Raw genomic sequence first — 22323 nt, forward strand, 5'->3', positions numbered from 1 at the left:
GCGGAACCTGCAACGATTGGGATATCGTCGCCTGGGTAGTCATAGGATTCCAGCAGTTCGCGGATTTCCATTTCAACCAGTTCCAGCAGCTCTTCATCGTCGACTTGGTCAACTTTGTTCATGAAGACAACCATCTTTGGGATGCCAACCTGGCGGCCCAGCAGGATGTGCTCACGCGTTTGCGGCATAGGGCCGTCAGCTGCGTTCACAACCAGGATCGCGCCGTCCATCTGCGCCGCGCCGGTGATCATGTTTTTCACATAGTCAGCGTGGCCGGGGCAGTCAACGTGGGCGTAGTGACGGGCTTCGGTCTCATATTCCACGTGCGCGGTGGAGATGGTGATGCCGCGGGCTTTTTCTTCGGGTGCGCCGTCGATCTGGTCGTAGGCTTTGAAGTCACCAAAGTATTTGGTGATCGCTGCGGTCAGCGTGGTTTTACCGTGGTCAACGTGGCCAATGGTGCCGATGTTGACGTGCGGTTTATTACGCTCAAACTTTTCCTTAGCCATGAGAGGCCTCCTTTTCGTTGAGAGGGGCAGGCACCCTTGCCTACCCCCCAATTTTTGAGACGCTTACGCGTATTTCGCCTGGATCTCGTCAGAGATGTTCTGCGGGACCGGATCGTAGTGCGAGAATTGCATGGTGAACTGGGCACGGCCGGATGACATCGAACGCAGAGTGTTGATGTAGCCGAACATGTTCGCCAGCGGCACGTTTGCGTCGATCGCAATCGCGTTGCCGCGTGGTTCTTGACCCGAAACCTGACCACGACGGGAGGTAAGGTCACCAATGATGCCACCGGTGTATTCTTCGGGAGTGATCACTTCTACTTTCATGATCGGTTCCAGAAGTTTCGCGCCGGCCATTTTCATGCCTTCGCGCATACACATGCGAGCTGCGATTTCAAAGGCCAGAACGCTGGAGTCCACATCGTGGAACTTACCGTCGATCAGAGCAACTTTGAAGTCGATCACAGGGAAGCCAGCCAGCGGACCGGAGTCCATGACCGATTTAACACCCTTTTCAACACCTGGGATGTATTCCTTGGGAACAGCACCACCAACGATGCGGCTCTCGAAGGAGTAACCTTCGCCAGCTTCCGTCGGCGAGATGATCATCTTCACTTCGCCGAACTGACCAGAACCACCCGACTGTTTCTTGTGGGTGTAGCTGTGTTCAACTTCGTGACCGATCGTCTCACGGTAAGCAACCTGAGGCGCACCGATGTTCGCTTCAACTTTGAATTCACGCTTCAGACGATCGACGAGAATATCCAGGTGAAGTTCGCCCATGCCTTTCATGATGGTCTGACCGGACTCGATGTCGGTCTCAACACGGAAGGAAGGATCTTCGGCAGCCAGACGTGCCAGACCTTGAGACATTTTCTCTTGGTCGGCTTTGGTCTTTGGCTCAACGGCGATTTCGATAACCGGCGTTGGGAAGGTCATGGTTTCAAGAACAACAGGCTCGCTGGTTGCACACAGGGTGTCACCAGTTGTTGTGTCTTTCAGACCTGCCAGCGCGATAATGTCGCCCGCGAATGCTTCCGTGATCTCTTCACGGTCATTCGAGTGCATCATCATCATACGGCCAACACGCTCTTTACGGCCTTTGGTGGAGTTCAACAGGGTATCGCCCTTGTTGAGAACACCAGAGTAGACGCGCGTAAAGGTCAGCGAGCCAACGAAGGGGTCGTTCATGATTTTGAACGCCAGGCCAGAGAACGCCATGTCATCATCCGCACGGCGGGCAATGTCACGTGTTTCTGTTTCGTCGCCAGGCTTAAAGCCCATGTAATCAACAACGTCGAGCGGGCTCGGCAGATAGTCGATCACAGCGTTCAGCAGCGGCTGAACACCTTTGTTTTTGAACGCAGAACCGCCCAGAACCGGAACGAAGTTCATCGCCAGAGTGCCTTTGCGCAGCAATGCGCGCAGTGTTGGCACGTCGGGCTCTTCGCCTTCGAGGTAAGCTTCCATCGCGTCGTCGTCTTCTTCGACGGCCGCTTCGATCATCTTACCGCGCCATTCGTCGGCCATGTCTTGCAGGTCTTCGCGAATTTCGCGAATTTCCCAGGACGCGCCCAGATCTTCCCCGATGTAGACCCATTCTTTCATGGTCACCAGGTCGAGCAGGCCTTCCAGCTCTGTCTCAGCACCGATCGGGATACCGACCGGAACAGCGCGCGCGCCGGTACGGTCTTCGACCATTGCGACACAGTTGAAGAAGTCAGCGCCGATTTTGTCCATCTTGTTGACAAAAACCATACGCGGAACCTTGTAGCGGTCAGCCTGACGCCACACGGTTTCTGTTTGGGGCTCAACACCGGCGTTTGCGTCAAGAACACAAACGGCGCCATCGAGAACCGCCAGCGAACGTTCAACTTCAATGGTGAAGTCAACGTGGCCAGGGGTGTCGATGATGTTCAGACGGTGCTTAGGAGAGTCTGCAGTTTGGCCATCTTCGGTGCGTTCCCAGAATGTGGTCGTCGCAGCGGAGGTGATGGTGATACCACGTTCCTGTTCCTGTTCCATCCAGTCCATGGTGGCTGCACCATCGTGCACCTCACCAATGTTGTGGGATTTACCAGTGTAATACAGGATGCGCTCGGAACAGGTGGTTTTACCTGCATCGATGTGCGCCATGATACCGAAGTTACGGTAGCGGTCGAGCGGATATTCGCGTGCCATTGGGTGTCAGCCTCTGAAGGTTTACCAGCGATAGTGCGAGAAGGCTTTGTTAGCCTCTGCCATCTTGTGCGTATCTTCGCGCTTCTTAACGGCAGTGCCACGGCTTTGTACAGCGTCAAGCAGCTCACCGGCGAGGCGTTCTTCCATTGTGTTCTCGTTGCGACCACGTGCGGCGGTGATCAACCAGCGGATTGCCAGTGCTTCGCGACGCTCGGGGCGGACTTCAACCGGAACCTGGTAAGTTGCACCACCAACACGGCGGGAGCGAACTTCGACAGACGGTTTTACGTTGTCCAGCGCTTCGTGGAACACTTCCACAGGGGCGCGCTTGACTTTAGTTTCAACACGATCCAGCGCGTTGTAGACGATTTTTTCTGCAACAGATTTCTTACCATCGATCATGAGGTTGTTCATGAATTTGGTCAGAATGCGATCGCCAAATTTGGCGTCTGGCAGGACTTCGCGTTTTTCAGCGGCGTGACGACGTGACATCTCAGCCTCTCCTTCTTACTTGGGACGCTTTGCGCCGTACTTCGAACGACGTTGCTTACGATCTTTAACACCTTGGGTATCCAGAACACCGCGCAGGATGTGGTAACGGACACCCGGAAGGTCTTTTACACGACCGCCACGAATCAGAACCACAGAGTGTTCCTGAAGGTTGTGGCTTTCGCCCGGGATGTAGGAGATCACTTCGAAACCGTTGGTCAGGCGAACCTTCGCAACTTTACGCATCGCAGAGTTCGGTTTCTTAGGTGTGGTGGTGTAAACGCGAGTACACACGCCACGCTTCTGGGGGCACTGCTCCAGGTGCATGGACTTCGAGCGTTTTACTTTCGGCTGACGCGGCTTGCGGATCAGCTGTTGGATCGTTGGCATTCCGGTTATATCCCCGTTTTGCAACATTTCGTCATGCAGGGCCAAGGCTCTGCGGCTCAACTCGACCCGATGTCTGCGCAAGCGCAAAAACCGCAAACGTTGCCATTCCGAGGTCAACGTCGCGGTGGGTTCACAGAGGGAACAGATGATTAAAGTACCTGAACCTTGATCCACATCGGTTATGAATTCGGCATCAGAGGGATTACCCCATAAGCCGGATAGCGGGCGTATAGGGGGAGTCGCGGGGCTTGTCAACATCGCGCGCCCTGCCTGGGGTGCAACCAAAGCTTGTGATGCGTTCACCGCTATGATCAAACTCGTCACGGCCACAAAACAACGGATGATCTGAATGATGCAAGTAATCGGGCTCTGCCGGTTTTCCTACCCTGCGCTTGGCGGGTTCCAGGTGGAACACGACAGTATCGAGGAACGGATCGCCTATCTTTATGCCGCCCGTCGGATGGAAGAACGGTTCGCCCTGTTTGAGGCCATCACCCTGCCCGGCATCAAGGCGCAGACAGACCCGGATTTTACGCTGGTTGTGGTGATCGGAGAGGCGATGCCTGCCGCATATGAGAGCCGTTTGCGGGATCTGTGTGCGTCAGTGCCGCAAATTCAAATCCGCAAAGAACCACCCGAGCGTCACCGCCCGATCATGCAAAGGATCTTGAACGAGGCCCGCCAAAACAAGTCAGAACCCTGTTTGCAATTTAGGCTGGATGACGATGACGGTGTCGCCGTTGATTTTGTCCAAGAGCTGCGCCTGACGGCCGATGACTGTCCCGGCCTGTTGAAACGGCATAAATTTGTCGCCTTTGATTTCAACAACGGTTTTCTCGGCAGTGCGCAAGCCGAAGGGTTTATGGTCGCAGAAGGGGTGCGCGCCTATCAGACCGCGGCCTTGGCCATGTATGTGGCGGGAGGTGCGCATCGTTCGATCATGAATTTTGGCCATCACCGGATCTTTCACTCGATGCCAAGCGTGACCCTGAACCGCCGCGCGATGTTTTTGCGCAGCCACAATCAGTTCAACGATTCCCGTCAGAAAAACGCGTCGCGCGAGGAGTTGCATCTAATCACCGATGCCGAGCGGCGGGTGTTGAAACAATGTCTGGCCATCGGGGAAGAGCAGCTGGATCAGTTGCGCAGCTTTGCCCGTTTGCGCAGCTGATTTTCCCGCACCAAGGTGAACAGACCGGCCCCCACTACAATAGCCGCGCCCAGCAGGGTCAGCGCATCTGGCCATTGGTCAAACAGCAGCAAGCCAGCGATCAGGGCCACCAATAGGCCGGTATAGCGGAACCCGGCGGTAAAGGACGCATCGCCTGCGCGCATCGACAGGATCACAAACAAATAACCGATCAAGATCATGACCGACGCCCCCACAAGCAAGGCCGTGTGGGTCGGTGTGGGCGGCACCCAGCTTTCAGAGCTGCTGAGGACGAGGCCAAACAGGGTCACCCCCACCGCCGTGGTCACAGCCATCGACATTGACGGCACGCCTGCAGGCACATAGCGCGTCACGATATCGCGGCTGGTGACCAGGACGACGGTGATCAACACATAGCCGGTGCCTTCGGCAAACCCGTCAGTGCCAGGTTGCACGATCAACAGCATGCCCAGGAAACCCACAAGAATGGCGCAGACCCGTCGCCAGCCCACGTGTTCCGGCAGAAACAGCGCGGCGGCCAGCGTGACCGTCAGCGGAATGGCTTGCATGATCGCAGCCGCATTGGCGATCGGCATCAAAAACAGCGCGTTCAAAAAGAAATAAGTGGCCGCGATCTCGCAAGAGGCGCGCAACAGCACAAAGCCCCAGTCCCGTCGCGATTTGGGCAGGAACTGCTCCCCCATAAAACGGGCCAAGACCAGCAGCAGCACTGAGGCCAGCACCCCGCGCATCACCATGATCTGCGACAGCGGCAGGTCCACGCCGACCAGTTTTACCAGCGCGTCATTTATGGAATAAGCGGACATGGCGATCACCATGTACAGCGCGCCCATCTGGTTGGATGTCATGCAAGAAGCTCGTTCAGGAAGTCAGGGGTCAAATCGAAATGCTTTCGCAAAGCGTGATCGATCTGCGCCCGTGACCACCGCCGGGTCAAGCCCATTTGTGTCGCGTCGGATTTATTGTCGCCATGCACCGTGCGCACAAAAGTCGGCACCGAAATATCGGAATAGGTGTTGTAATGCTGGGCAAAGCGGCGGTGATTGAACCGGTAGGGGTTCACTCGCTGCCCGACTTTGCCAACAATTGTGGCCCCTGCGGACAGCGGCGCATGCTCGCAACTGTCATAGACTTGAACGCCCATGCGGGTTTTATGGGCATAAAATCCACGATTTCCACACAGAGCAAAGGGTTCTGCGTCCGCTTGCAGCGGGATCAGCCCTTCGGCGGATCGGCGCAGCCGACGAATGAATTCGTTGTCCAGGCAATCATCATCGTCCAGTCGGAACTGCACCCGGTGGGTCGCATCCCGCACAGGTACCGTATCAAACCCACGTTTGAGCAGGCGATAGTGTTTGCTGGGGGCAAACCGTTGGCAGGTGATATGGGAGAAGGGTTCAACCAATTCGCACAGCCGTTCCCAATAGCGGCGCGGCAGGCGGCGTGACGTCAGCACCACAACCTCAAACCCGTCGTCGCTTTGCCCGACCAAGGACGGCAGGCACAGGGCTTCGAACAGGCGAAACCGCAGCTCCATCCGGTCCGGCGCAAAAAGATGCGCGGCCGTTTCATCAAGCGAGTTGAACCGTTGGGAATAGAACGTCGGGCTGAGAACCGAGAAGCGGACCAATCCAACGATCTGAAGTTTGAGTGTCATGGTCAATCTGGGTCGTCAATCTGGGTCAACTGGTGAAAACAGCGCGCCCGACAATCCAGACGCACCGCAGTTTTACGACACAGACCGCTAAGATTCTCCTTAGATTGGATCAAACGCAAGCGCATAGGCGCGTTTGTCTTCGCCTTTGGGGGCGGACAACGGATAGGATGTATCGACCTGGGTGAAATCATGCATATGCACAACCACCTGATCCGCATCGGCCAGGACCACGCCGTAAGCTGGGGTTTCGCGGTTGCCCAACACATCGGTTTTGCTGGGATCAAGGGTCAGCGCCACCTGGTGGTTCACGGCCCGCATGCAGGAAAAGGAAATCCCCCGCCAATTGCCAAAGACCGCGCGATGCAGATGGCCAAAGAACAGATGCCGGATCCGGTCTTTGTGTGGGGCAATCACATCGTAAAACGTCTCTGCCTCTTGCAACATGATTGTATCCATACCGGCCAGACCCACAGAGAACGGCGGGTGATGCATAAAGAGGAAGACCGGGCCGGACGTCTTGGCCAGTTCATCCGCCAACCAGTTGCGGCGGGTTTCGCAATAGGCACCTTCGTGGGTTCCGGGCACGTGGGTGTCGAGGAAAAGACAGCGCCCCACCTCGGTGTCCAGCGTGCTTTGGACAAAGCCATTAGGATCACGCGGTGCGTCCGGGAAGGTCTGGACAAAGGCCTCGGTCACGTCGTGGTTGCCAACCAGCAGATGCACCGGCATGGTCAGTTTCGCAATCTCAGCCGCAAAGGCGGCATAGGCCTCGGCCTCCCCCCAATGGGTCAGATCGCCGGTGATCGCAACAAAGGCCGCGTCGCCATGTTCCGCATTGATCGAGGCCACAGCGCGGCCCAACATCGACGCAGGATCACCGCCATAAAGACGCTGCCCACCGCCGACCACATGGGTATCTGTCAGATGGATGAATTTCATTTCATATCGTTCCTTTGATCCTTGGCCTCATTCGTCCTTGGCCCAATCTTCCCACTCGGTCCCATAAAGGCCAATTTCACCCTCCCAGGCAAAAGGGATCTGGTGAATAAGCGTGTGATCCCCGTCAATCGACAGCACGAAATAGGCCGGATCCATCGCGCCCCCTTTGAGCCATTTCTGCTCGCGCAGATCGGGGTAGGACTGGTTGCCGGTGGACGGAACCGAGGCAAAAGGCACGCCCTGGAACACGCCATGGATTGGGGTGTGGACGTGACCGAAATGGAAATACTCGATCCGATCCGCATATTCCTTGAGGACCGCGTGAAAGGCGGGCTGGTCCTCGGCCACCAAGGCGATCTGATCCTCGGCTGGCAGGCCCACTGGCATTGGGTTGTGATGCAGGAACAGGCGCGCGCGGGAACATTCAGCAAGCTCGGCCGCCAACCATTCGATCCGATCCGCCCCAAAATGCCCGGCGTGGGTCTGTTCGCCCACGGTATCGAGATAGATATAACGGACCCCGGCAATGGTTTCGGCGTGGTTCACATAGCCGTTGGCATCCACCGGGTGGTCGGGAAATACGCTCAGAAAATTGGCACGGTTGTCGTGATTGCCCAGCAGCAGCCGCACCGGAACATCCACCGCTGCAATCGCTTCTTTCAGCGTGTCATAGGCCGCAACCTCGCCCCAATGGGTCAGATCGCCGGTGATGATGATCCGGGTGGCGTCGCTGTGGTTCTGCGCCACATCGGCAAGCGCCCGTGCAAAACGTGCGTGGGGGTCAAGGCCGCCCATCTGTTCGCCGGGGATGGTCAGGTGAATGTCGGAAATATGGATGATTTTCATCGTCTGCCTCTGGTCGTAAAAAGGCCGCCCCCAAAGGGACGGCCCGTGGTGTTTTAGGGCTTAGGAGTTTGGCAGCAGGTCGTTGACCTCTTCCACCAGCTCTTCCTGAAGCTCTTGCATGTCGGTTGCATCACCGGTGACGATGCGCTCGATCCCGTCATAGATCACCTGAGTGATCGCCAGACCATTGTCGCCCGGGTAGGCCAGCCAGTCGCGCAGCAAAGGCAGCTGATCCACGGCGGTCTGTTTGTTGGGGTTCTGGTCGTAGAAGTCGGCCAGAATCACCTCGTTTGCGGCCTTGTTCGGCGGCATGTAACCGGTGGTTTTGGCAACTTCGGCAGCGCCTTCACCCGAGGTGATGAACTTGAGCCATGTCCAGGCGGCTTCTTGTACGCGCGGATCGTCCGAAGTGGAGGTCAGCATGGCGGCGTTGCCACCGGCTGGCAGACCTTGGGGTGTTTCGCCCATGCCTGGGAACGGGCCGGTCACCAGTTCAAAATCACCCTGCGAACGTTCCACCGCGCCCAGCGCAGAGGTGGACCAGAACATCATGCCGATGTCACCGGCAGAGAAGGACGCCAGCGCCGCTTTCCATTCCAAATTCTGCATCTCACATTTGGTGAAGATCTCTTGCATCTGGGTCAGTGCGTTCAACGCTTCGGGGCTGTCCAGAGCCACGGCTGCGTCTTCGACGATGGCTTTGTCCTGCGACCACATCAGCGCCTGCATGAACCAGTTGCCGGTGATGTTCCAACCCCAGAAGATCGGGTTTTGCACGCCATTGGCGTTCATGGTTTCACAGGCCGCGATGACCTCTTCCCAGGTTGTTGGCAGCTTTTCGATACCGGCCGCGTTCAGCACGTCCATGTTGTAATAGCCAACAGGCAAAGAGACCGAGAACGGCAGGCCGTGCACGTCACCGCCAAAAGTCGACAGCGAAAGCATGGCGTCGTGGTAGCCTTCGGTGGCAAAGTCAGCTTCTTTGGCAATGAATGGCGCCAAAGACTGGGCGATACCTTTTTCGACCAGAATTTGCTGGCGGTTCAGGCCCTGCATGGTGACGTCAGGCAGGTTGCCGGACACAGCTTCGCGCAGGATGGTGTTGGTGCCATCTTCATAGGATTCATAGGTCGAGCGGAACTTGACCTCGATATTGGGATGCGCCGCGTGGAACGCAGGCATCATCGCCTCATAGGTCACGTCGAACAAGTGGCTGTAGGGATAGGCGAATTCGATGGTCACTTTGTCTTCTGCCGCCGCGACGGTGGCGAGCGCTGACAAAATCATTGCGGATACGGTGGTTTTCATGGTTCTTACCTCTCACTCCTGAGCTTCAAAGCGCGCTGATTTGCCGATCCGGCGCTTCTGGTTCATCCCTGTCGGGATCTGGTGTCGGGTGCGGCACCTCCGCACCCGAAAATCTCATATTCATTTCATACCGCTGAGGGTGATCCCCTCGATGAAACGCTTTTGCGCCAGCAGGAAGGCTACGATCAGCGGCATCACAATCACGGTTGCGGTGGCCATCATTGGACCAAAGAAGCTGCCGTCGCCGTCGCCTTTGAATTCCCGCAGGCCCAAAGGCGGCGTGAACAGATCGCGGTTGCCGGTCACCACGATGCGCGGCCAGAAATAGTCGTTCCAATGGGCCACGATAGAGAAGATCGCAAAAGCGAGCAGGGCGGGGATCGCAGTGGGCAGCATCACCCGCCAGACAATCGCGAACTCTCCCATACCGTCCATCCGGGCAGCATCAATCAGATCATCGGGAACAGTCATAAAGAACTGCCGCATCAAGAAGATCCCAAAGACCGAGATCGTCCAGGGCACCACCAGCGCGGCATAGGTGTTGGTCAGCCCCAGTTTCGCGAGCATGATGTAAAGGGGCAGTGCAATGGCATGCACCGGGATCAGCAGGCAGAACAGGACCAGCGAAAACACCGCCTCCCGCCCCCAGAATTTGAGCTTGGCCAAGGCATAGGCGGCAGGCACCGCCACCAGCACCTGAATGAAAAAGATCGACGCGGTGACGATGACACCGTTCAACAGATACCGCAGCAACGGCGCCTCGGTGAAAGCTTTGGAGTAGTTGAACACCACCGGACGCATGGAACAGTCCACTGTGGCCTCGGCCACCATTGCAGTGTGGATTTGCCGGTCGGTCTGGTTTGGGAAACGCGTGCGCGCGGTTGTAATCTCATCCCGGTTGGGGTCACGCAGCTGCACGCAACGCTCATCCACCATCAGCTCTTGGCGTCCGAAAAAGCCGCCCTCTCCCCGGTCGATCTCTCCGGGAGATTTAAACGAATAGCTGACCATCATGTAAAACGGCGCAATCACGATCAACGCACCAAGGGTCAGGATCAGATGTTTCCACCAGTCGTGTGTCATCCGTAATGCACCTTTCGCTCCACCAACCAGCGCTGGATCAGGGTGAGGATCATGACAAAAACTAGGAACATCACCGTAATCGAGGCCCCTGCCCCAATGAGGTTCTGCTGCACGCCTTTTTCAAAGATGGCGAACATCATCACATAGGTGGATTTGTTGGGACCGCCGCCTTGGGGCCAGAAGGCCTCCACCGTGTCAAAGACCTGAAAGGCGCGGATACAGCTGATGGTGACAACAAACACCGTGGTTGGGCCCAGCGCGGGCCAGGTCACCAGACGGAAACGCTCCCATCCCGATTTGGCGCCATCCATTTCGGCCGCGTGATACAGCTCGCGGTGCACCCCGGTGAGGCCCGCGAGGTACAAGACCATGTTAAAGCCAAAGCCTTGCCAGATCCCGATGAAGGAGATCACCCAGATCGCATAGCGTTTGTCGCCGAGCCACACCGGAAAGCCTTGGACGCAGCCATTGGCCATAAACGGCCAGATGTGTTCCAGAACGGTTCCGCAGCCCAGTTCCAGCGTGCGGTTGATCATGCCGATGGATGGATGCAGCATGAACTCCCATGCAATGGCCATCGCCAACAGCGTCGCCATAACCGGCAGGAAATAGATGGTTTTATAGACTTCGCGCAGGTGGGTAATGGACTGGATCAACAGCGCCGCCCCGAGCCCCAGACCAACCGAGATCGGCACAACCGTCACGACATAGGTGAAGGTGGCGACAAACATCTTGGCATAGGTGGAGCGGGTGAACAGGCGGTCGTAGTTTTTGAAACCAACCCAGTTGAAACTGTCATTGCCCAGCGAAAAATCGGTGAAGGACAGGACCGCCGCAACCGCGACCGGCACCAGCAAGATCACTCCCATCAACAAGACCGCAGGCAGGGTCAGCGCCCAGGCTGCACGGCGTTGCCGGCGCGCGGCGTCCTGTTCACCGCTTTGCGGTTTGGCAAGGGTGGAGGTCAGCTCTGCCATCGTCACAACGCTCCGGCCAATTCGGGCGTGGTTTTCACGCTGACATTGCGGATCCGCTGGCCTTTGCCGTCAAACAAAAGGGCCGCGGTGCAGTCGACATCGACCCCAACCGTTGCGCCCAGGTGCAGGGCCGCGCGTTGCGCAGGGTCTGCGCGCATCACGACCCGGTTCTCAAGCCCCGGCACAGATACTTGGGCAAACACCTCGGAACCGAGGTTTTCGGTATGGGCGACAACCCCGGTCAGACCTGCATCCGCGCCGGACAGACGCAGCGCCTGTGGCCGGAAGCCGATGCGCGCACCTGTCTCTGGTTGGGCCAGCCTGAGCGGCAATTGTCGCCCCAACAGACCAACATGCCCATCGGACGTCACATCCACCGGCAGGATATTGATCTTGGGCGCGCCGATGAATTCCGCCACTTGGATATCGGCAGGGTTTTCATAGATCTCTTCCGGGGCGGCGCATTGCAGGATCTTGCCGCCCATCATCACCGCAATCCGGCTGGACATGGTCATAGCCTCAACCTGATCATGGGTCACATAGACAAACGTCGCGCCGAGGCGTCGGTGCAGTTCAGCAATCTCAACCCGTGTCTGAATCCGAAGCTTGGCGTCCAGATTGGACAGCGGTTCATCCAGCAAAAAGGCCGCGGGATCGCGCACCAAGGCGCGTGCCAGAGCAACCCGCTGACGTTGTCCACCGGACAGTTGACCGGGCTTGCGGTCCAACAGGTGGTCGATTTCCAGCGTCGTGGCGGCATGTTCCACGTCACCCATCAACTGCCGTTCCGCGCCCCCGGCGCCGGGCAGAAATCTGCCAACCACGGGCAGGCGTTGACGTCCGTTCAACCGCCGCATCCGCAAGGGCACCGCGATATTGTCACGCACGCTGAGATGCGGATAAAGCGCGTAGGATTGGAACACCATCGACAGATCGCGATCCGCCGCACGCAGACCCGCAACGTCCTGACCCGCAAGGCGAATTGTGCCACTGGTCTGTGTCTCAAGCCCTGCGATCAACCGCAGTAGCGTGGATTTTCCACAGCCCGATGGTCCAACCAGAGAGACGAATTCACCGTCCGCAATGGTCAAGGACACGCCTTTGAGCACCTCTGTCTCGCCAAAGCGTTTTGTCACATTTTCGATAGCTAACTCAGCCATGTGATTCCCCTCGTTTGCGGGGACATTAGGCGCGCCATACCTCATCCATGTGACGTTATATTAGTGACACTAATAGTTTCTACGTTGTGCACCAAACCCAGGTCCTGGAGTAGTGCGATGCGCCCCAATCACCACCAGTTTTCCGCTTTTGCCTATGTGGTGCGGGAGGGCAGTTTTTCGGCTGCCGCCACCCGGCTTGGCGTGACACAATCGACCATCACCCAACATGTGGCCAAGCTGGAACAGCAAGTCGGCTCGCAGCTTTTGATCCGGGGTCGCAATGGTATCTCGGTCACCCGCACCGGGCAGGAGTTCTTTGCCTTGGCCGATCGTCTGGTTGCATTGGATAGCGCTATTTCCGAGCGGCTTGAAGGGTTTGAGACGCTGGAAAACGGCCATCTCAAAGTGATCGCCAATGCGCCACAACCCGCGCTGGAGGCGATCCGGGATTTCGCGGCGCGTTATCCCAATGTTGAGATCGACTTTGCCCTGCATGATTGGACCACGGCGACGCGCCTGATCCGGGAACGTCATGTGGATGTGGGCATTGTAACGGACGCACCGGTGTCGGATGAATTTGAAAACACGCCGCTGCACAAGATCTCTTATGTGGCCTATGTTCACCCGGACAGCCCCTTGGCAGCTGCCGCAGAAGTCAGCCTGCGCGATCTGGTGGATCAAACCGTGATCTTGCCCGAATTCGGCTCGCTCACCCAGCGGGTCGTCAGCACCGCGTTGAAAACCCACAACATCGCCCTGCCGCGCACCATTCGTATGACAACGTTTCCGGTGATGTGTGAAGCGGTTCTGCATGAGATCGGCATCGCGATCTTCCTGTCGCGCAGCGGCCGTCTGGCGCAATCCCTGGTCGAGGTGCCGATCCAGGAACTGTCAGAGCAACACGAAATCTCAATCTTGGCGCCCAAGGACCGGGCGCGGTTGCGGCTGGTGCGGGCCTTTATCGACAGTGCCGAAACGCTGGCGGCGGGGGCGTTTAATCCGGGCTAGCTGTGCCTGAAAATTCCTGCGCCAGATGGTCGATCAAGGCGCGCACGCGCCGGGTCAGGTGGCGATTTTGTGGGTACAGCGCGTAGACCCCGTAGCCGTCGGATGTGTAGCTGGGCAAGATTTCCTCCAACGCGCCACTGCGCAACGCCTCTTCGACCGTGTAGCGCGGCGACCGCACGATCCCGATCCCGCCAATGGCCATACGTGCCAGAGCCGCCGGCGCATTGGCGCGGGTTGTGACATTCAGCTTGGCGACATGTTCCTCTCCTGTGTTGGACAGGAACCGCCACGCGGTCAGGTTGGCTTGGTTTTCATCCACCAAACAGGTGTGGGTCGCCAATGCACGCGGGTCTTTGGGGCGGCCATTGCGGTCAAGATAATCCGGGGACGCGCTGACAACCAATGGCATGTCGGCCAATTTCCGCACGATCAACGAAGAATCGCGCAGCTTGCCGATGCGAATGGCGAGGTCCATGCCCTCCTCAACCAGGGCCACAACCGTGTCCGAAAGCTTGAGATCCAGATGAACATCCGGGTGGTCGCGTAAAAACGGCACCAAGGCTTCGGCCAGGCGGGTGCTGCCAAACCCGGTTGGCGCGGTGATGCGTATGGGGCCGGCCAGCGCGACCTGATGTTCGCGCACCAAAGCATCCAGATCATCCATCTGTTCCAATATCGACCGACACCGCCCCAAATAGGCCGTCCCGACTTCTGTCAACGACACACTGCGGGTGGTGCGATTGAACAGGCGGGACTGCAACTGCCCCTCAAGCTGTTGAACATATTTGCTGACCAGCTTGGTCGACAGTCCAAGGCGACGCCCCGCTTTGGTAAAGGATTGCTCTTGCGCGACCGCCACAAACGCCCGCATCGTTTCAACCTTGTCCATCTGGCCTCCCCATTTGTGAACAAAATAGACATAATGATTGAATAAATCGAGCGATTATCGCACGCATATTCTTAGGTCATAGTCCGCATGCCAAAGCAGATCTGCGCGATCCTTTGAGTGACCCTGTAATTTAAGAGGAATGCTGCAATGTCCAACGCCATCAAAATTCACCGCCACCCCCTGTCTGGCCACTGCCACCGGGTTGAGCTGTTCGCCGCCCTGACCGGCATCAATTACGAGACCATCGACGTGGACCTCGCCAATGGCGCCCACAAGCAGGAGCCGTTTTTGTCCCTGAACCCAGCCGGTCTGGTTCCGGTCATCGAAGACGCCGACACTGTTGTGGCCGACTCCAATGCGATCTTGGTCTATCTGGCGCGCAAATACGCACCCGAATGGATCCCTGCGGACATTCTGGAAGAAGCTCAGGTTCACAAATTCCTGGCGTTTGCGGCCGGTGAACTGGCAAGCGGCCCTGCTGCGGCACGTTTGATCACCGTCTTTGGCGCCCCGTTGGATGCGGAACGTGCGCAAGCGGTTTCTGACCGGGCCTTCACCTATCTTGAGACCTATCTGAACGGCAAAGAATGGCTGGTCGGCGCCCGTCCAACAATCGCGGATGTCGCGTTCTACAGCTACGCGGCCCATGCGCCCGAAGGGAACGTCTCCCTTGAGGCCTATCCAAACATCCGCGCGCTTCTGGCCCGGATCGAGGCACTGTCTGGTTTTGTAGCGATGCCTGTTACCAAAGTTGGCCTTGCTGCCGAATAAACCCTTGGCGTTTCGGGGCGCATATGCTGCGCTCCGAAACGCTATTCGCAGCCCCAAGCCTGCCGCCGAGGTTCCCATGTCTGACCAGCCCGAGATCAACAGCACCACCGATGGCTCGCCCTTCCATGCGGGCGAAATCGCGTTGCAAGAGAGCCTGGGTGTGCGCCGGATCGAGGCCGTTGGCCGTCGAGTCATTCGCCCCTTTATGCCTGACCAACATCGGCAGTTCTTTTGCGCGCAACCGTTCTTGATCGCCGCAGCGCGTGACGCCGCAGGGCGTCCATGGGCCACCGTATTGGAAGGCGATGTGGGACATATTACTTCCCCTACTGAGAAAAGCCTGCACATATCGGGGAAACTTGCGCCCGGTGATGCCCTGTCTGGCGCGCTGACGGGTGGTGCGGACCTTGGGCTGATTGGGATCGAACTGGCCAGTCGCCGCCGCAATCGTGTGAATGGCCGCATTGCCCAATCTGACGGGGATGGCCTGCATTTTGCGGTCGACCAGTCCTTTGGCAACTGTCCGCAACATATCCACGCCCGCGGCTATCATCTGCTGCCCAAAGCGACGCCGGACCCCGTGTCCCGCACCCAAGAATTGAGCGCGGATCAACAAGCCCGCATCCATGCAGCAGATACGTTTTTTATTGCCAGCGGGTTTCGGGAGCCCGGTGAGCATGCGTCATATGGGATGGATGCCTCCCACCGCGGAGGGCCTGCGGGATTTGTGCGCGCCACCTCAATCACGCAGCTTCGATATCCTGACTACCCTGGCAACAACTACTTCAATACAATGGGGAATCTGCTGCGTGACGGGCGCGCGGGTCTCTTGTTCATCGACTTCGCAACCGGAGGGATGCTGCAAATTTCGGGCCGCGCCACGGTTGACGCAACTGCCGCGCAATTGGCCCAATATCCCGGTGCACAACGTGTGGTGACCATCGATGTCGAGGCGGTGGTCGACCTGCCCAGCGCGCTGCGACTGCGGTGGGACACCAAGGGCGACGCGATCCGCGATCTGCGATTGGTCGAAAAACGCCCCGAAAGCGCGGACAGCAAATCCTTTGTGTTTGAACCGCGTGATCAGGGTGTCCTGCCTGTGTTCAAACCCGGTCAGCATCTGCCAGTCGAAGTTACTGTGCCCGGACGGTCGGACAAGATCCGCCGCACCTACTCCTTGACCAATCTGCCGGGGCAAAACAGGTATCAGATCACCGTAAAACGGGATCCGTTGGGCGTCGTATCCCGCTATTTGCACGACAGGTTTGAGGTCGGAGACAGAGTGGAAGGGTTGCGGCCCAGTGGCGCGATGATCTTGCCCGCCACACAGCCGCCGTTGATGCTGATCAGTGCCGGGATTGGCATTACACCGATGATGGGGCTGGTACAGGCTGCATTGGTCGAGGCCCCGCGCCGGACCTTGTGGTTTTTGCACGGGGCCCGTGATGCGCATCATCATCCCTTTGCCTTTGATCTGGACCAGCTGCGCCGCCGACATCCGCTGCTGGTGACCTATACCTGCTATAGCAAAGCGGACATGTCCGACCGACGCGCCTTAAAACATGATCACGACGGGCGTCTGACCCCGGATGCGCTGTCGCAGTTCACGTTGCCGCACGACACCGAATTTTTCATCTGCGGGCCCGATATCTTTATGGCCGATTGGCAGGATGGGTTGATGCAACGCGGTGTGGACGACGCTAGGATCCATACCGAGAGTTTTGGGGCGGGTTAAACCGTCAAACCGACATGGGATCGGCCCATTCCGTGTCCTTGATCTTGTGTGACTTGATCCGCGAATAGACCGTTGTTGGAGCCAGTCCCAGCAGCTGCGCAGCACCATTTTGCCCTGACACCCGTCCACCTGCACGCCGCAAACAGGCAACCAGATTGTCGCGCTCAATGGCACGCAGCTCTGCGTCGCTGTAAATGCGGTCAACCTCGATCAACGACTGGCTTTGTCTGGTTGCGAAATCAAAAACCAATTTCCCGCCTTGGGCCAAAATAGCGGCGCGTTCGACGACATTTTGCAGCTCGCGCACATTTCCCGGCCAATCATAAGATTGCAACGTCTCGATATTGGCGCGGCTGATCCGGGTCATCGGCAAACGCGCGCGGCGTACTGTTTGTTCCAGAAAATGCTGCGCCAAATGCGGGATATCATCGCCGCGACTGCGCAGGTCTTGGGTCTGGATCGGAAAAACCGCGAGTTCGAAAAACAGATCCTGCCGGAACCGTCCGGCCTCTACTTCGACATCAATGTCGCGCGCGGTTGAGGAAATGATCCGCGTGCCCAAGGGCGTGGGGTCTGTGGCGCCTATTCTGGTGAAATGCTTCTGGCGCAGCACCTCCAGCAGCTTGGTCTGAAAATCAAGCGGCATATCGGTGATCTCGTCCAGGTGCAGCGTGCCGTTTTGCGCCAGAACCAGTTTGCCAACAGTATCGCGTTCCGCCCCGCGAAAGGCGCCCTTGCGATAACCAAACAGCTCAATCTCAAGATCGCGCGCCGATTTTGTCGCGCAATCCACATGCACCAAGGGTCGTTTCCCACGGGGGCTGGCGTCATGGATGAGAGAGACCACCTGTGTCTTGCCACTGCCCGGCGCGCCACGCACCAGCACATTGGTGTCTGTTTCCGCGACGAGATTGATCTGTGCATTGACGCTGCGGGTATAGGCGGACTGGCCAATCAGACCCTTTTGCAGGCGCGACGTGCGCATTTCGGTCAAGAGGTAGTCATTCTCCTGCTCCAACTGGGCTTTTAACGCTTCGATCTCGCTGAGAGCAGCGCGCAGTTTACGTTCGTTTTCGCGCCGCTCCGTGATGTCACGGAAAATCACCACGGCCCCCGCCAGAACCCCACGGTCATAAATCGGAGTGGAGACATAGTCGACAAGGATCGGCTTACCATCCTTGCGCCAAAAGGCGTCTTCATCCACCCGCACCGTCTCTTCCATTCGGAAGGAGCGATAGATCGGGCACTCCCGTGCGGGAAAATGCCCGCCGTCCAAATGATGGTGGTGGATCATCGCATGCAGATCCTGCCCAATCAGATCCTCGGCTTTCCAGCCCAACATCTCTTGGGCGGCGCGGTTCACAAAGGTTGCTTTGCCGTCCGCGTTGATACCGTAAATCCCCTCGCCCGCAGCATCGAGGATCAACCGGTTCTCCCGCTCGACCTCCTGAAAGAACCCGTGCACTTCCCGCCAATGGTTCAATCCTGCACGATGATGGGCGTCCTTTTCCGCCAGATACGCCCGGTGCCCTTGGGCGTTTACGTCTAGAAATGACAGCGAAAACAGCTGCGGATCCGTGCCCGCCACAGAGGAGCCAAAGACTTCCAGCGTCAGCGCACCCTTCGTTGCGGTTTCAAAGGAAAGTCCCGTCTCCACATAACTCCCGTAATGGGACACGGCCTCCAAAAACACCGCAAAACCCACCGCAGGAGAGGTTAGGAACGGTGCCAACCCCTGATCAAATTCTGCAACTTTGAACAGGTCTTTTGCACGGGCATCGCATTCCAGAATCCTGTCGGCCCTGGGATCATAAATCACCATGGGCAAAGGGCTGAGCGCGACGGTTAGGGCGAAATTCGATTCGATCTGCATAAAACCAGCATTACAAAGGCGATTTCGCACCGGCCATTTCGATTTATCGTAAATCACGAAAATTCGTAACAAGCGCACAAAAAACTACCAGCATTTTCAGAGAGATACGAATTTTCAGCAAAATGTTAACTCTCTATTTCAATGGCAAATGACGTGTCAGCATAGCGGAAAATTAAACAGAGAGGGTGCGCTATGACCGTCAAGAGCCTTGGGAATCCGTTCTCAAAAGACACCGATTTACGTCACGGAGCAGGCTGTTCCTGTGACACGTGTTCAGAGACTTTCGCCGCTGAATCCACCAGCACGATGAACAGCGAAGAGATGTTGGGACAAGCCGTTGAAAGCGCGATCGTGCGCTCGGTCTTTGGTCAAAGCGACATTGGCCGCCGCTCCTTTATGGGGATGGTTGGCGGAACCACCGCAGCCGCGGCGCTGGCGTCTGTTTTCCCAATTGAGGAAGCAAAAGCCGCGATCCTCGACAACCTCGGCACGCCCGAAAAGACCGATTTGAACATCGGCTTTGTCCCGATCACCTGTGCGACGCCGATCATCATGGCGCAGCCGCTGGGGTTTTATGAACGCTACGGCCTGAACGCCAAAGTGATTAAAACCGCGGGCTGGGCTGTTGCGCGAGACAAATCCCTGTCGGGTGAATATGACGCCAGCCACATGCTAACGCCGATGCCGCTGGCGATGACGCTGGGTGCCGGCTCGGTTGCGGAGCCCTATATCATGCCGGCTGTCGAAAACATCAACGGCCAAGCCATTGTTCTGTCGAACGAACATCTGGACAAGCGTGATCCAAAACAGTGGAAAGGCTTTACCTTTGGGGTGCCGTTTGAATATTCCATGCACAACTTCCTGCTGCGCTACTATGTGGCGGAATTCGGTCTGGACCCGGATGTCGACATCCAGATCCGCGTGGTTCCGCCGCCAGAGATGGTTGCAAACCTGCGTGCCGGCAACCTGGACGGCTATCTGTCGCCAGATCCGTTCAACCAGCGCGCCGTTTGGGAAGGCATCGGTTTCATCCACACCTTGACCAAAGACATCTGGGAAGGTCACCCCTGCTGTGCCTTTGCCGCGCCGCTGTCTTTTGCAACTGAGCTGCCAAACACCTATGGTGCTCTGTTGAAATCGATCATCGACGCGACGCAATACGCGTCTAACCCGGACAACCGAAAAGAAATCTCGGCCGCGATTGCGCCGACGAACTATCTGAACCAGCCGATCCCAGTGATCGAACAGGTTCTGACCGGCACCTATGCCGATGGTCTGGGCGAAGTTCAGCAGGTTCCGGATCGCATCGATTTCGACCCCTTCCCTTGGCACTCCATGGGGGTCTGGATCCTGACCCAGATGAAACGCTGGGGCTATATCGAAGGCGATGTGGATTACAGAGGTGTGGCTGAACAGGTTTATCTGGCGGCCGATGCGAAGAAGGTGATGAACGACCTGGGCTATGCCGCCCCGGACGTCACCTACAAATCGCACACCATCATGGGCAAAACCTTTGATCCGGCGAAACCCGCAGAATACGCGGCCAGCTTTGACATCGGGAAAGCCTAACGGATGTTGGACAATCTCTCTCAGAACCAGCGGGCTGCCATTTTGTCCGTGGTGCTGTTGTTGGTGGGCCTCCTCATTTGGGAGGCCTCCATTCCAGCCCAGAAAGCCGTTGGAGAACTGACGGAATATGAACGTCTAACGGGCGGAGGCGTGCCCAAGGCGGGCGTGCCGCCACCCAGCCAAGTTCTGGTCAAAGCCTGGGAGCAGCTGTCCAACCCGTTCTATGATGCGGGGCCAAACGACAAGGGGATCGGCATCCAGATCGGATACTCCATCTACCGGGTGCTGACGGGTTACATCCTGGCGGCATTGGTTGCGGTGCCGTTGGGGTTTCTGATCGGCATGTCGCCCGTGGCTCATAAAGCGTTGAACCCGTTCATTCAGGTTCTGCGCCCAATATCTCCGCTGGCGTGGATGCCCCTTGCGCTGTTTATCATTCAGGACAGCGAGGCGAGCGCGATCTTTGTGATCTTTATCTGTTCGATTTGGCCGATGTTGATCAATACCGCATTTGGTGTTTCCGGCGTGCGCCAAGATTGGGTCAACGTGGCCCGCACCCATGAACTGTCGCCTTTGAAGACCGCGATTACCGTGATCTTGCCCGCCGCCGCACCGACTATTGTGACCGGTATGCGGATCTCGATCGGGATTGCCTGGCTGGTGATTGTCGCGGCTGAAATGCTCGTTGGGGGAACTGGTATTGGCTATTACGTCTGGAACGAGTGGAACAACCTCGACCTCACTTCGGTGATTTTCTCCATCCTCATGATCGGCATCGTCGGCATGCTGCTGGACGCCGCTTTTGGTGCCTTGCAACGCGCCGTCGCCTTTGCCGAATAAAGGAGCCACGTTATGCCAAAACCCTTTTTGAGCATCGAGCAGCTCACCCAGCAGTTCCCGGATGGAAACGGCGGCACGATGACCGTCTTTGAAAATGCCACCTTTGGCATTGAGAAGGGCGAATTTGTCTGCATCCTGGGCCATTCAGGCTGCGGTAAATCCACGATCATGAACATCCTTGCAGGCCTGGCCGAACCGACGTCCGGCGTGGTCAAAATGGATGGGTTCGAAGTCTCCGGCCCCAGTTTAGACCGGGGGGTGGTGTTCCAGAACTATTCCTTGTTGCCATGGTTGAGCGCGTTGAAAAACGTGACCTTTGGGATCAAGGCGCGGTATCCGCTCAACTCCAAGCAGGAAATCACGGATCAGGCGTTGGAATACCTCGCCATGGTTGGGTTGGAAGGCGATGTTGTGCATCGCAAACCCTCCCAGCTGTCCGGTGGTATGCGCCAACGTGTCTCCATCGCGCGGGCCTTTGCCAACCATCCCAAACTGCTGCTGTTGGATGAACCCTTTGGCGCATTGGACGCGCTGACACGGGGCACGATCCAGGATGAATTGCTCAAGATCTGGGGCCAAACCGAACAGACCGTTTTCATGATCACCCATGACATCGACGAGGCGATTTTGTTGGCGGATCGCATCCTTTTGATGACCAATGGCCCGCTGGCGCGTGTGGCAGAATCAGTGGAAATCACAATCCCTCGGCCCCGCAACCGGACCGAGATCGTCGATCATCCCAATTACTACCCGATCCGCAACCACTTGGTGCAATTCCTGGGGCATCGCTCCAAGGAGCTGGCCGGTCAACCCTCCAACGGTGAGATGCAGCACCCGGAAACCGTGCGGATCGACAAAATCAAAACCGACGAAGCAGGCGGTGAAACACCTCCGCTGCGCAGCGTCGGTGGCTAATTCACGACAGGAG

At 57.4% G+C, this 22323-nt stretch carries 21 protein-coding genes; 7 read left to right on the plus strand and 14 right to left on the minus strand.

Annotated features, from left to right (window positions below; genetic code table 11):
• From KMP13_RS01725 to rpsL, 4 genes are all read right to left on the minus strand, one after another.
• Window positions 1-509 (minus strand): GTP-binding protein (locus KMP13_RS01725; protein ID WP_215263756.1); only part of this gene is annotated, 509 nt, incomplete at its 3' end.
• Between the two features lie 63 nt (window positions 510-572).
• Entirely contained in the window at window positions 573-2690 is a 2118-nt protein-coding gene (gene fusA, locus KMP13_RS01730; RefSeq protein WP_215263757.1) for an elongation factor G, read from the minus strand.
• A 21-nt stretch (window positions 2691-2711) separates the two neighbouring features.
• A complete protein-coding gene (gene rpsG, locus KMP13_RS01735; RefSeq protein ID WP_215263758.1) occupies window positions 2712-3182 on the minus strand; it encodes a 30S ribosomal protein S7 in 471 nt (156 codons plus the stop codon).
• 15 nt (window positions 3183-3197) lie between these two features.
• Entirely contained in the window at window positions 3198-3569 is a 372-nt protein-coding gene (gene rpsL, locus KMP13_RS01740; RefSeq protein WP_005621086.1) for a 30S ribosomal protein S12, read from the minus strand.
• A gap of 349 nt (window positions 3570-3918) precedes the next feature.
• On the opposite strand from rpsL, the gene KMP13_RS01745 reads away from it, so the two are divergent.
• Window positions 3919-4740 (plus strand): putative rhamnosyl transferase, encoded by an 822-nt coding sequence (locus KMP13_RS01745; RefSeq protein WP_251363638.1) that lies wholly within the window; start codon window positions 3919-3921, stop codon window positions 4738-4740.
• Here the strand turns inward: KMP13_RS01745 and KMP13_RS01750 are convergent.
• The 8 genes from KMP13_RS01750 to KMP13_RS01785 form a co-directional block, all read right to left on the minus strand.
• Entirely contained in the window at window positions 4707-5588 is an 882-nt protein-coding gene (locus KMP13_RS01750) for a DMT family transporter (protein ID WP_215263759.1), read from the minus strand. The genes KMP13_RS01745 and KMP13_RS01750 overlap by 34 nt on opposite strands.
• A complete protein-coding gene (locus KMP13_RS01755) occupies window positions 5585-6397 on the minus strand; it encodes a glycosyltransferase (RefSeq protein ID WP_215263761.1) in 813 nt (270 codons plus the stop codon). Before KMP13_RS01755 ends, KMP13_RS01750 begins: the two co-directional genes overlap by 4 nt.
• A gap of 99 nt (window positions 6398-6496) precedes the next feature.
• Window positions 6497-7336 carry a phosphodiesterase gene (locus tag KMP13_RS01760; protein WP_215263762.1) on the minus strand — a complete coding sequence of 280 codons (840 nt, stop codon included), beginning with the start codon at window positions 7334-7336 and terminating at the stop codon, window positions 6497-6499.
• A 27-nt stretch (window positions 7337-7363) separates the two neighbouring features.
• Window positions 7364-8182 (minus strand): phosphodiesterase, encoded by an 819-nt coding sequence (locus tag KMP13_RS01765; RefSeq protein WP_215263763.1) that lies wholly within the window; start codon window positions 8180-8182, stop codon window positions 7364-7366.
• A gap of 60 nt (window positions 8183-8242) precedes the next feature.
• Window positions 8243-9490, minus strand: coding sequence for an ABC transporter substrate-binding protein (locus tag KMP13_RS01770; protein ID WP_215263764.1), 1248 nt, complete (start codon window positions 9488-9490; stop codon window positions 8243-8245).
• Between the two features lie 120 nt (window positions 9491-9610).
• Window positions 9611-10573 (minus strand): carbohydrate ABC transporter permease, encoded by a 963-nt coding sequence (locus tag KMP13_RS01775; protein WP_215263766.1) that lies wholly within the window; start codon window positions 10571-10573, stop codon window positions 9611-9613.
• Window positions 10570-11550 carry a carbohydrate ABC transporter permease gene (locus tag KMP13_RS01780; RefSeq protein ID WP_215263767.1) on the minus strand — a complete coding sequence of 327 codons (981 nt, stop codon included), beginning with the start codon at window positions 11548-11550 and terminating at the stop codon, window positions 10570-10572. The genes KMP13_RS01775 and KMP13_RS01780 overlap by 4 nt, the downstream gene beginning before the upstream one ends.
• 2 nt (window positions 11551-11552) lie before the next feature.
• On the minus strand, window positions 11553-12710 hold the full coding sequence (locus tag KMP13_RS01785; RefSeq protein WP_215263768.1) for an ABC transporter ATP-binding protein: 1158 nt from the start codon (window positions 12708-12710) through the stop codon (window positions 11553-11555).
• A 117-nt stretch (window positions 12711-12827) separates the two neighbouring features.
• On the opposite strand from KMP13_RS01785, the gene KMP13_RS01790 reads away from it, so the two are divergent.
• On the plus strand, window positions 12828-13718 hold the full coding sequence (locus KMP13_RS01790) for a LysR family transcriptional regulator (RefSeq protein WP_215263770.1): 891 nt from the start codon (window positions 12828-12830) through the stop codon (window positions 13716-13718).
• Here KMP13_RS01790 and KMP13_RS01795 read toward each other — a convergent pair.
• The gene (locus KMP13_RS01795) at window positions 13705-14607 is read right to left on the minus strand and encodes a LysR family transcriptional regulator (protein WP_215263771.1); all 903 of its coding nucleotides are present in this window, start codon (window positions 14605-14607) and stop codon (window positions 13705-13707) included. The genes KMP13_RS01790 and KMP13_RS01795 overlap by 14 nt on opposite strands.
• Window positions 14608-14754: 147 nt before the next feature.
• Here KMP13_RS01795 and KMP13_RS01800 point away from each other — a divergent pair, with 147 nt between their 5' ends.
• Complete coding sequence (locus KMP13_RS01800) at window positions 14755-15378, plus strand: glutathione S-transferase family protein (RefSeq protein WP_215263772.1); 624 nt, start codon at window positions 14755-14757, stop codon at window positions 15376-15378.
• Window positions 15379-15454: 76 nt separating this feature from the next.
• The gene (locus KMP13_RS01805; protein ID WP_215263774.1) at window positions 15455-17113 is read left to right on the plus strand and encodes an FAD-binding oxidoreductase; all 1659 of its coding nucleotides are present in this window, start codon (window positions 15455-15457) and stop codon (window positions 17111-17113) included.
• Window positions 17114-17117: 4 nt separating this feature from the next.
• Here KMP13_RS01805 and KMP13_RS01810 read toward each other — a convergent pair whose 3' ends face one another.
• Window positions 17118-18986, minus strand: coding sequence for a sigma-54 interaction domain-containing protein (locus KMP13_RS01810; protein WP_215263775.1), 1869 nt, complete (start codon window positions 18984-18986; stop codon window positions 17118-17120).
• Between the two features lie 192 nt (window positions 18987-19178).
• Between KMP13_RS01810 and KMP13_RS01815 the strand changes: the two genes are divergently transcribed.
• The 3 genes from KMP13_RS01815 to KMP13_RS01825 are packed head-to-tail and all read left to right on the plus strand — an operon-like array spanning window position 19179 to window position 22310.
• Window positions 19179-20555: a CmpA/NrtA family ABC transporter substrate-binding protein gene (locus KMP13_RS01815; RefSeq protein ID WP_215263776.1), complete on the plus strand. Its 1377-nt coding sequence runs from the start codon at window positions 19179-19181 to the stop codon at window positions 20553-20555.
• Between the two features lie 3 nt (window positions 20556-20558).
• Complete coding sequence (gene ntrB, locus KMP13_RS01820; RefSeq protein WP_251363639.1) at window positions 20559-21395, plus strand: nitrate ABC transporter permease; 837 nt, start codon at window positions 20559-20561, stop codon at window positions 21393-21395.
• A 12-nt stretch (window positions 21396-21407) separates the two neighbouring features.
• Entirely contained in the window at window positions 21408-22310 is a 903-nt protein-coding gene (locus KMP13_RS01825) for an ABC transporter ATP-binding protein (RefSeq protein ID WP_215263777.1), read from the plus strand.
• Window positions 22311-22323: the final 13 nt, after the last annotated feature.

Source organism: Epibacterium ulvae (assembly GCF_018678075.1).
GTDB classification, from domain to species: Bacteria; Pseudomonadota; Alphaproteobacteria; order Rhodobacterales; family Rhodobacteraceae; genus Epibacterium; species Epibacterium ulvae_A.

Coding starts and splice junctions, on each gene's coding strand:
- KMP13_RS01815 (WP_215263776.1), top strand. CDS start 19,179: ATGACCGTCAAGAGCCTTGGGAATCCGTTCTCAAAAGACACCGATTTA.
- KMP13_RS01750 (WP_215263759.1), bottom strand. CDS start 5,588: ATGACATCCAACCAGATGGGCGCGCTGTACATGGTGATCGCCATGTCC.
- rpsG (WP_215263758.1), bottom strand. CDS start 3,182: ATGTCACGTCGTCACGCCGCTGAAAAACGCGAAGTCCTGCCAGACGCC.
- KMP13_RS01760 (WP_215263762.1), bottom strand. CDS start 7,336: ATGAAATTCATCCATCTGACAGATACCCATGTGGTCGGCGGTGGGCAG.
- KMP13_RS01755 (WP_215263761.1), bottom strand. CDS start 6,397: ATGACACTCAAACTTCAGATCGTTGGATTGGTCCGCTTCTCGGTTCTC.
- rpsL (WP_005621086.1), bottom strand. CDS start 3,569: ATGCCAACGATCCAACAGCTGATCCGCAAGCCGCGTCAGCCGAAAGTA.
- KMP13_RS01805 (WP_215263774.1), top strand. CDS start 15,455: ATGTCTGACCAGCCCGAGATCAACAGCACCACCGATGGCTCGCCCTTC.
- KMP13_RS01795 (WP_215263771.1), bottom strand. CDS start 14,607: ATGGACAAGGTTGAAACGATGCGGGCGTTTGTGGCGGTCGCGCAAGAG.
- KMP13_RS01825 (WP_215263777.1), top strand. CDS start 21,408: ATGCCAAAACCCTTTTTGAGCATCGAGCAGCTCACCCAGCAGTTCCCG.
- KMP13_RS01810 (WP_215263775.1), bottom strand. CDS start 18,986: ATGCAGATCGAATCGAATTTCGCCCTAACCGTCGCGCTCAGCCCTTTG.
- ntrB (WP_251363639.1), top strand. CDS start 20,559: ATGTTGGACAATCTCTCTCAGAACCAGCGGGCTGCCATTTTGTCCGTG.
- KMP13_RS01770 (WP_215263764.1), bottom strand. CDS start 9,490: ATGAAAACCACCGTATCCGCAATGATTTTGTCAGCGCTCGCCACCGTC.
- KMP13_RS01765 (WP_215263763.1), bottom strand. CDS start 8,182: ATGAAAATCATCCATATTTCCGACATTCACCTGACCATCCCCGGCGAA.
- KMP13_RS01775 (WP_215263766.1), bottom strand. CDS start 10,573: ATGACACACGACTGGTGGAAACATCTGATCCTGACCCTTGGTGCGTTG.
- KMP13_RS01800 (WP_215263772.1), top strand. CDS start 14,755: ATGTCCAACGCCATCAAAATTCACCGCCACCCCCTGTCTGGCCACTGC.
- KMP13_RS01780 (WP_215263767.1), bottom strand. CDS start 11,550: ATGGCAGAGCTGACCTCCACCCTTGCCAAACCGCAAAGCGGTGAACAG.
- fusA (WP_215263757.1), bottom strand. CDS start 2,690: ATGGCACGCGAATATCCGCTCGACCGCTACCGTAACTTCGGTATCATG.
- KMP13_RS01790 (WP_215263770.1), top strand. CDS start 12,828: ATGCGCCCCAATCACCACCAGTTTTCCGCTTTTGCCTATGTGGTGCGG.
- KMP13_RS01745 (WP_251363638.1), top strand. CDS start 3,919: ATGATGCAAGTAATCGGGCTCTGCCGGTTTTCCTACCCTGCGCTTGGC.
- KMP13_RS01785 (WP_215263768.1), bottom strand. CDS start 12,710: ATGGCTGAGTTAGCTATCGAAAATGTGACAAAACGCTTTGGCGAGACA.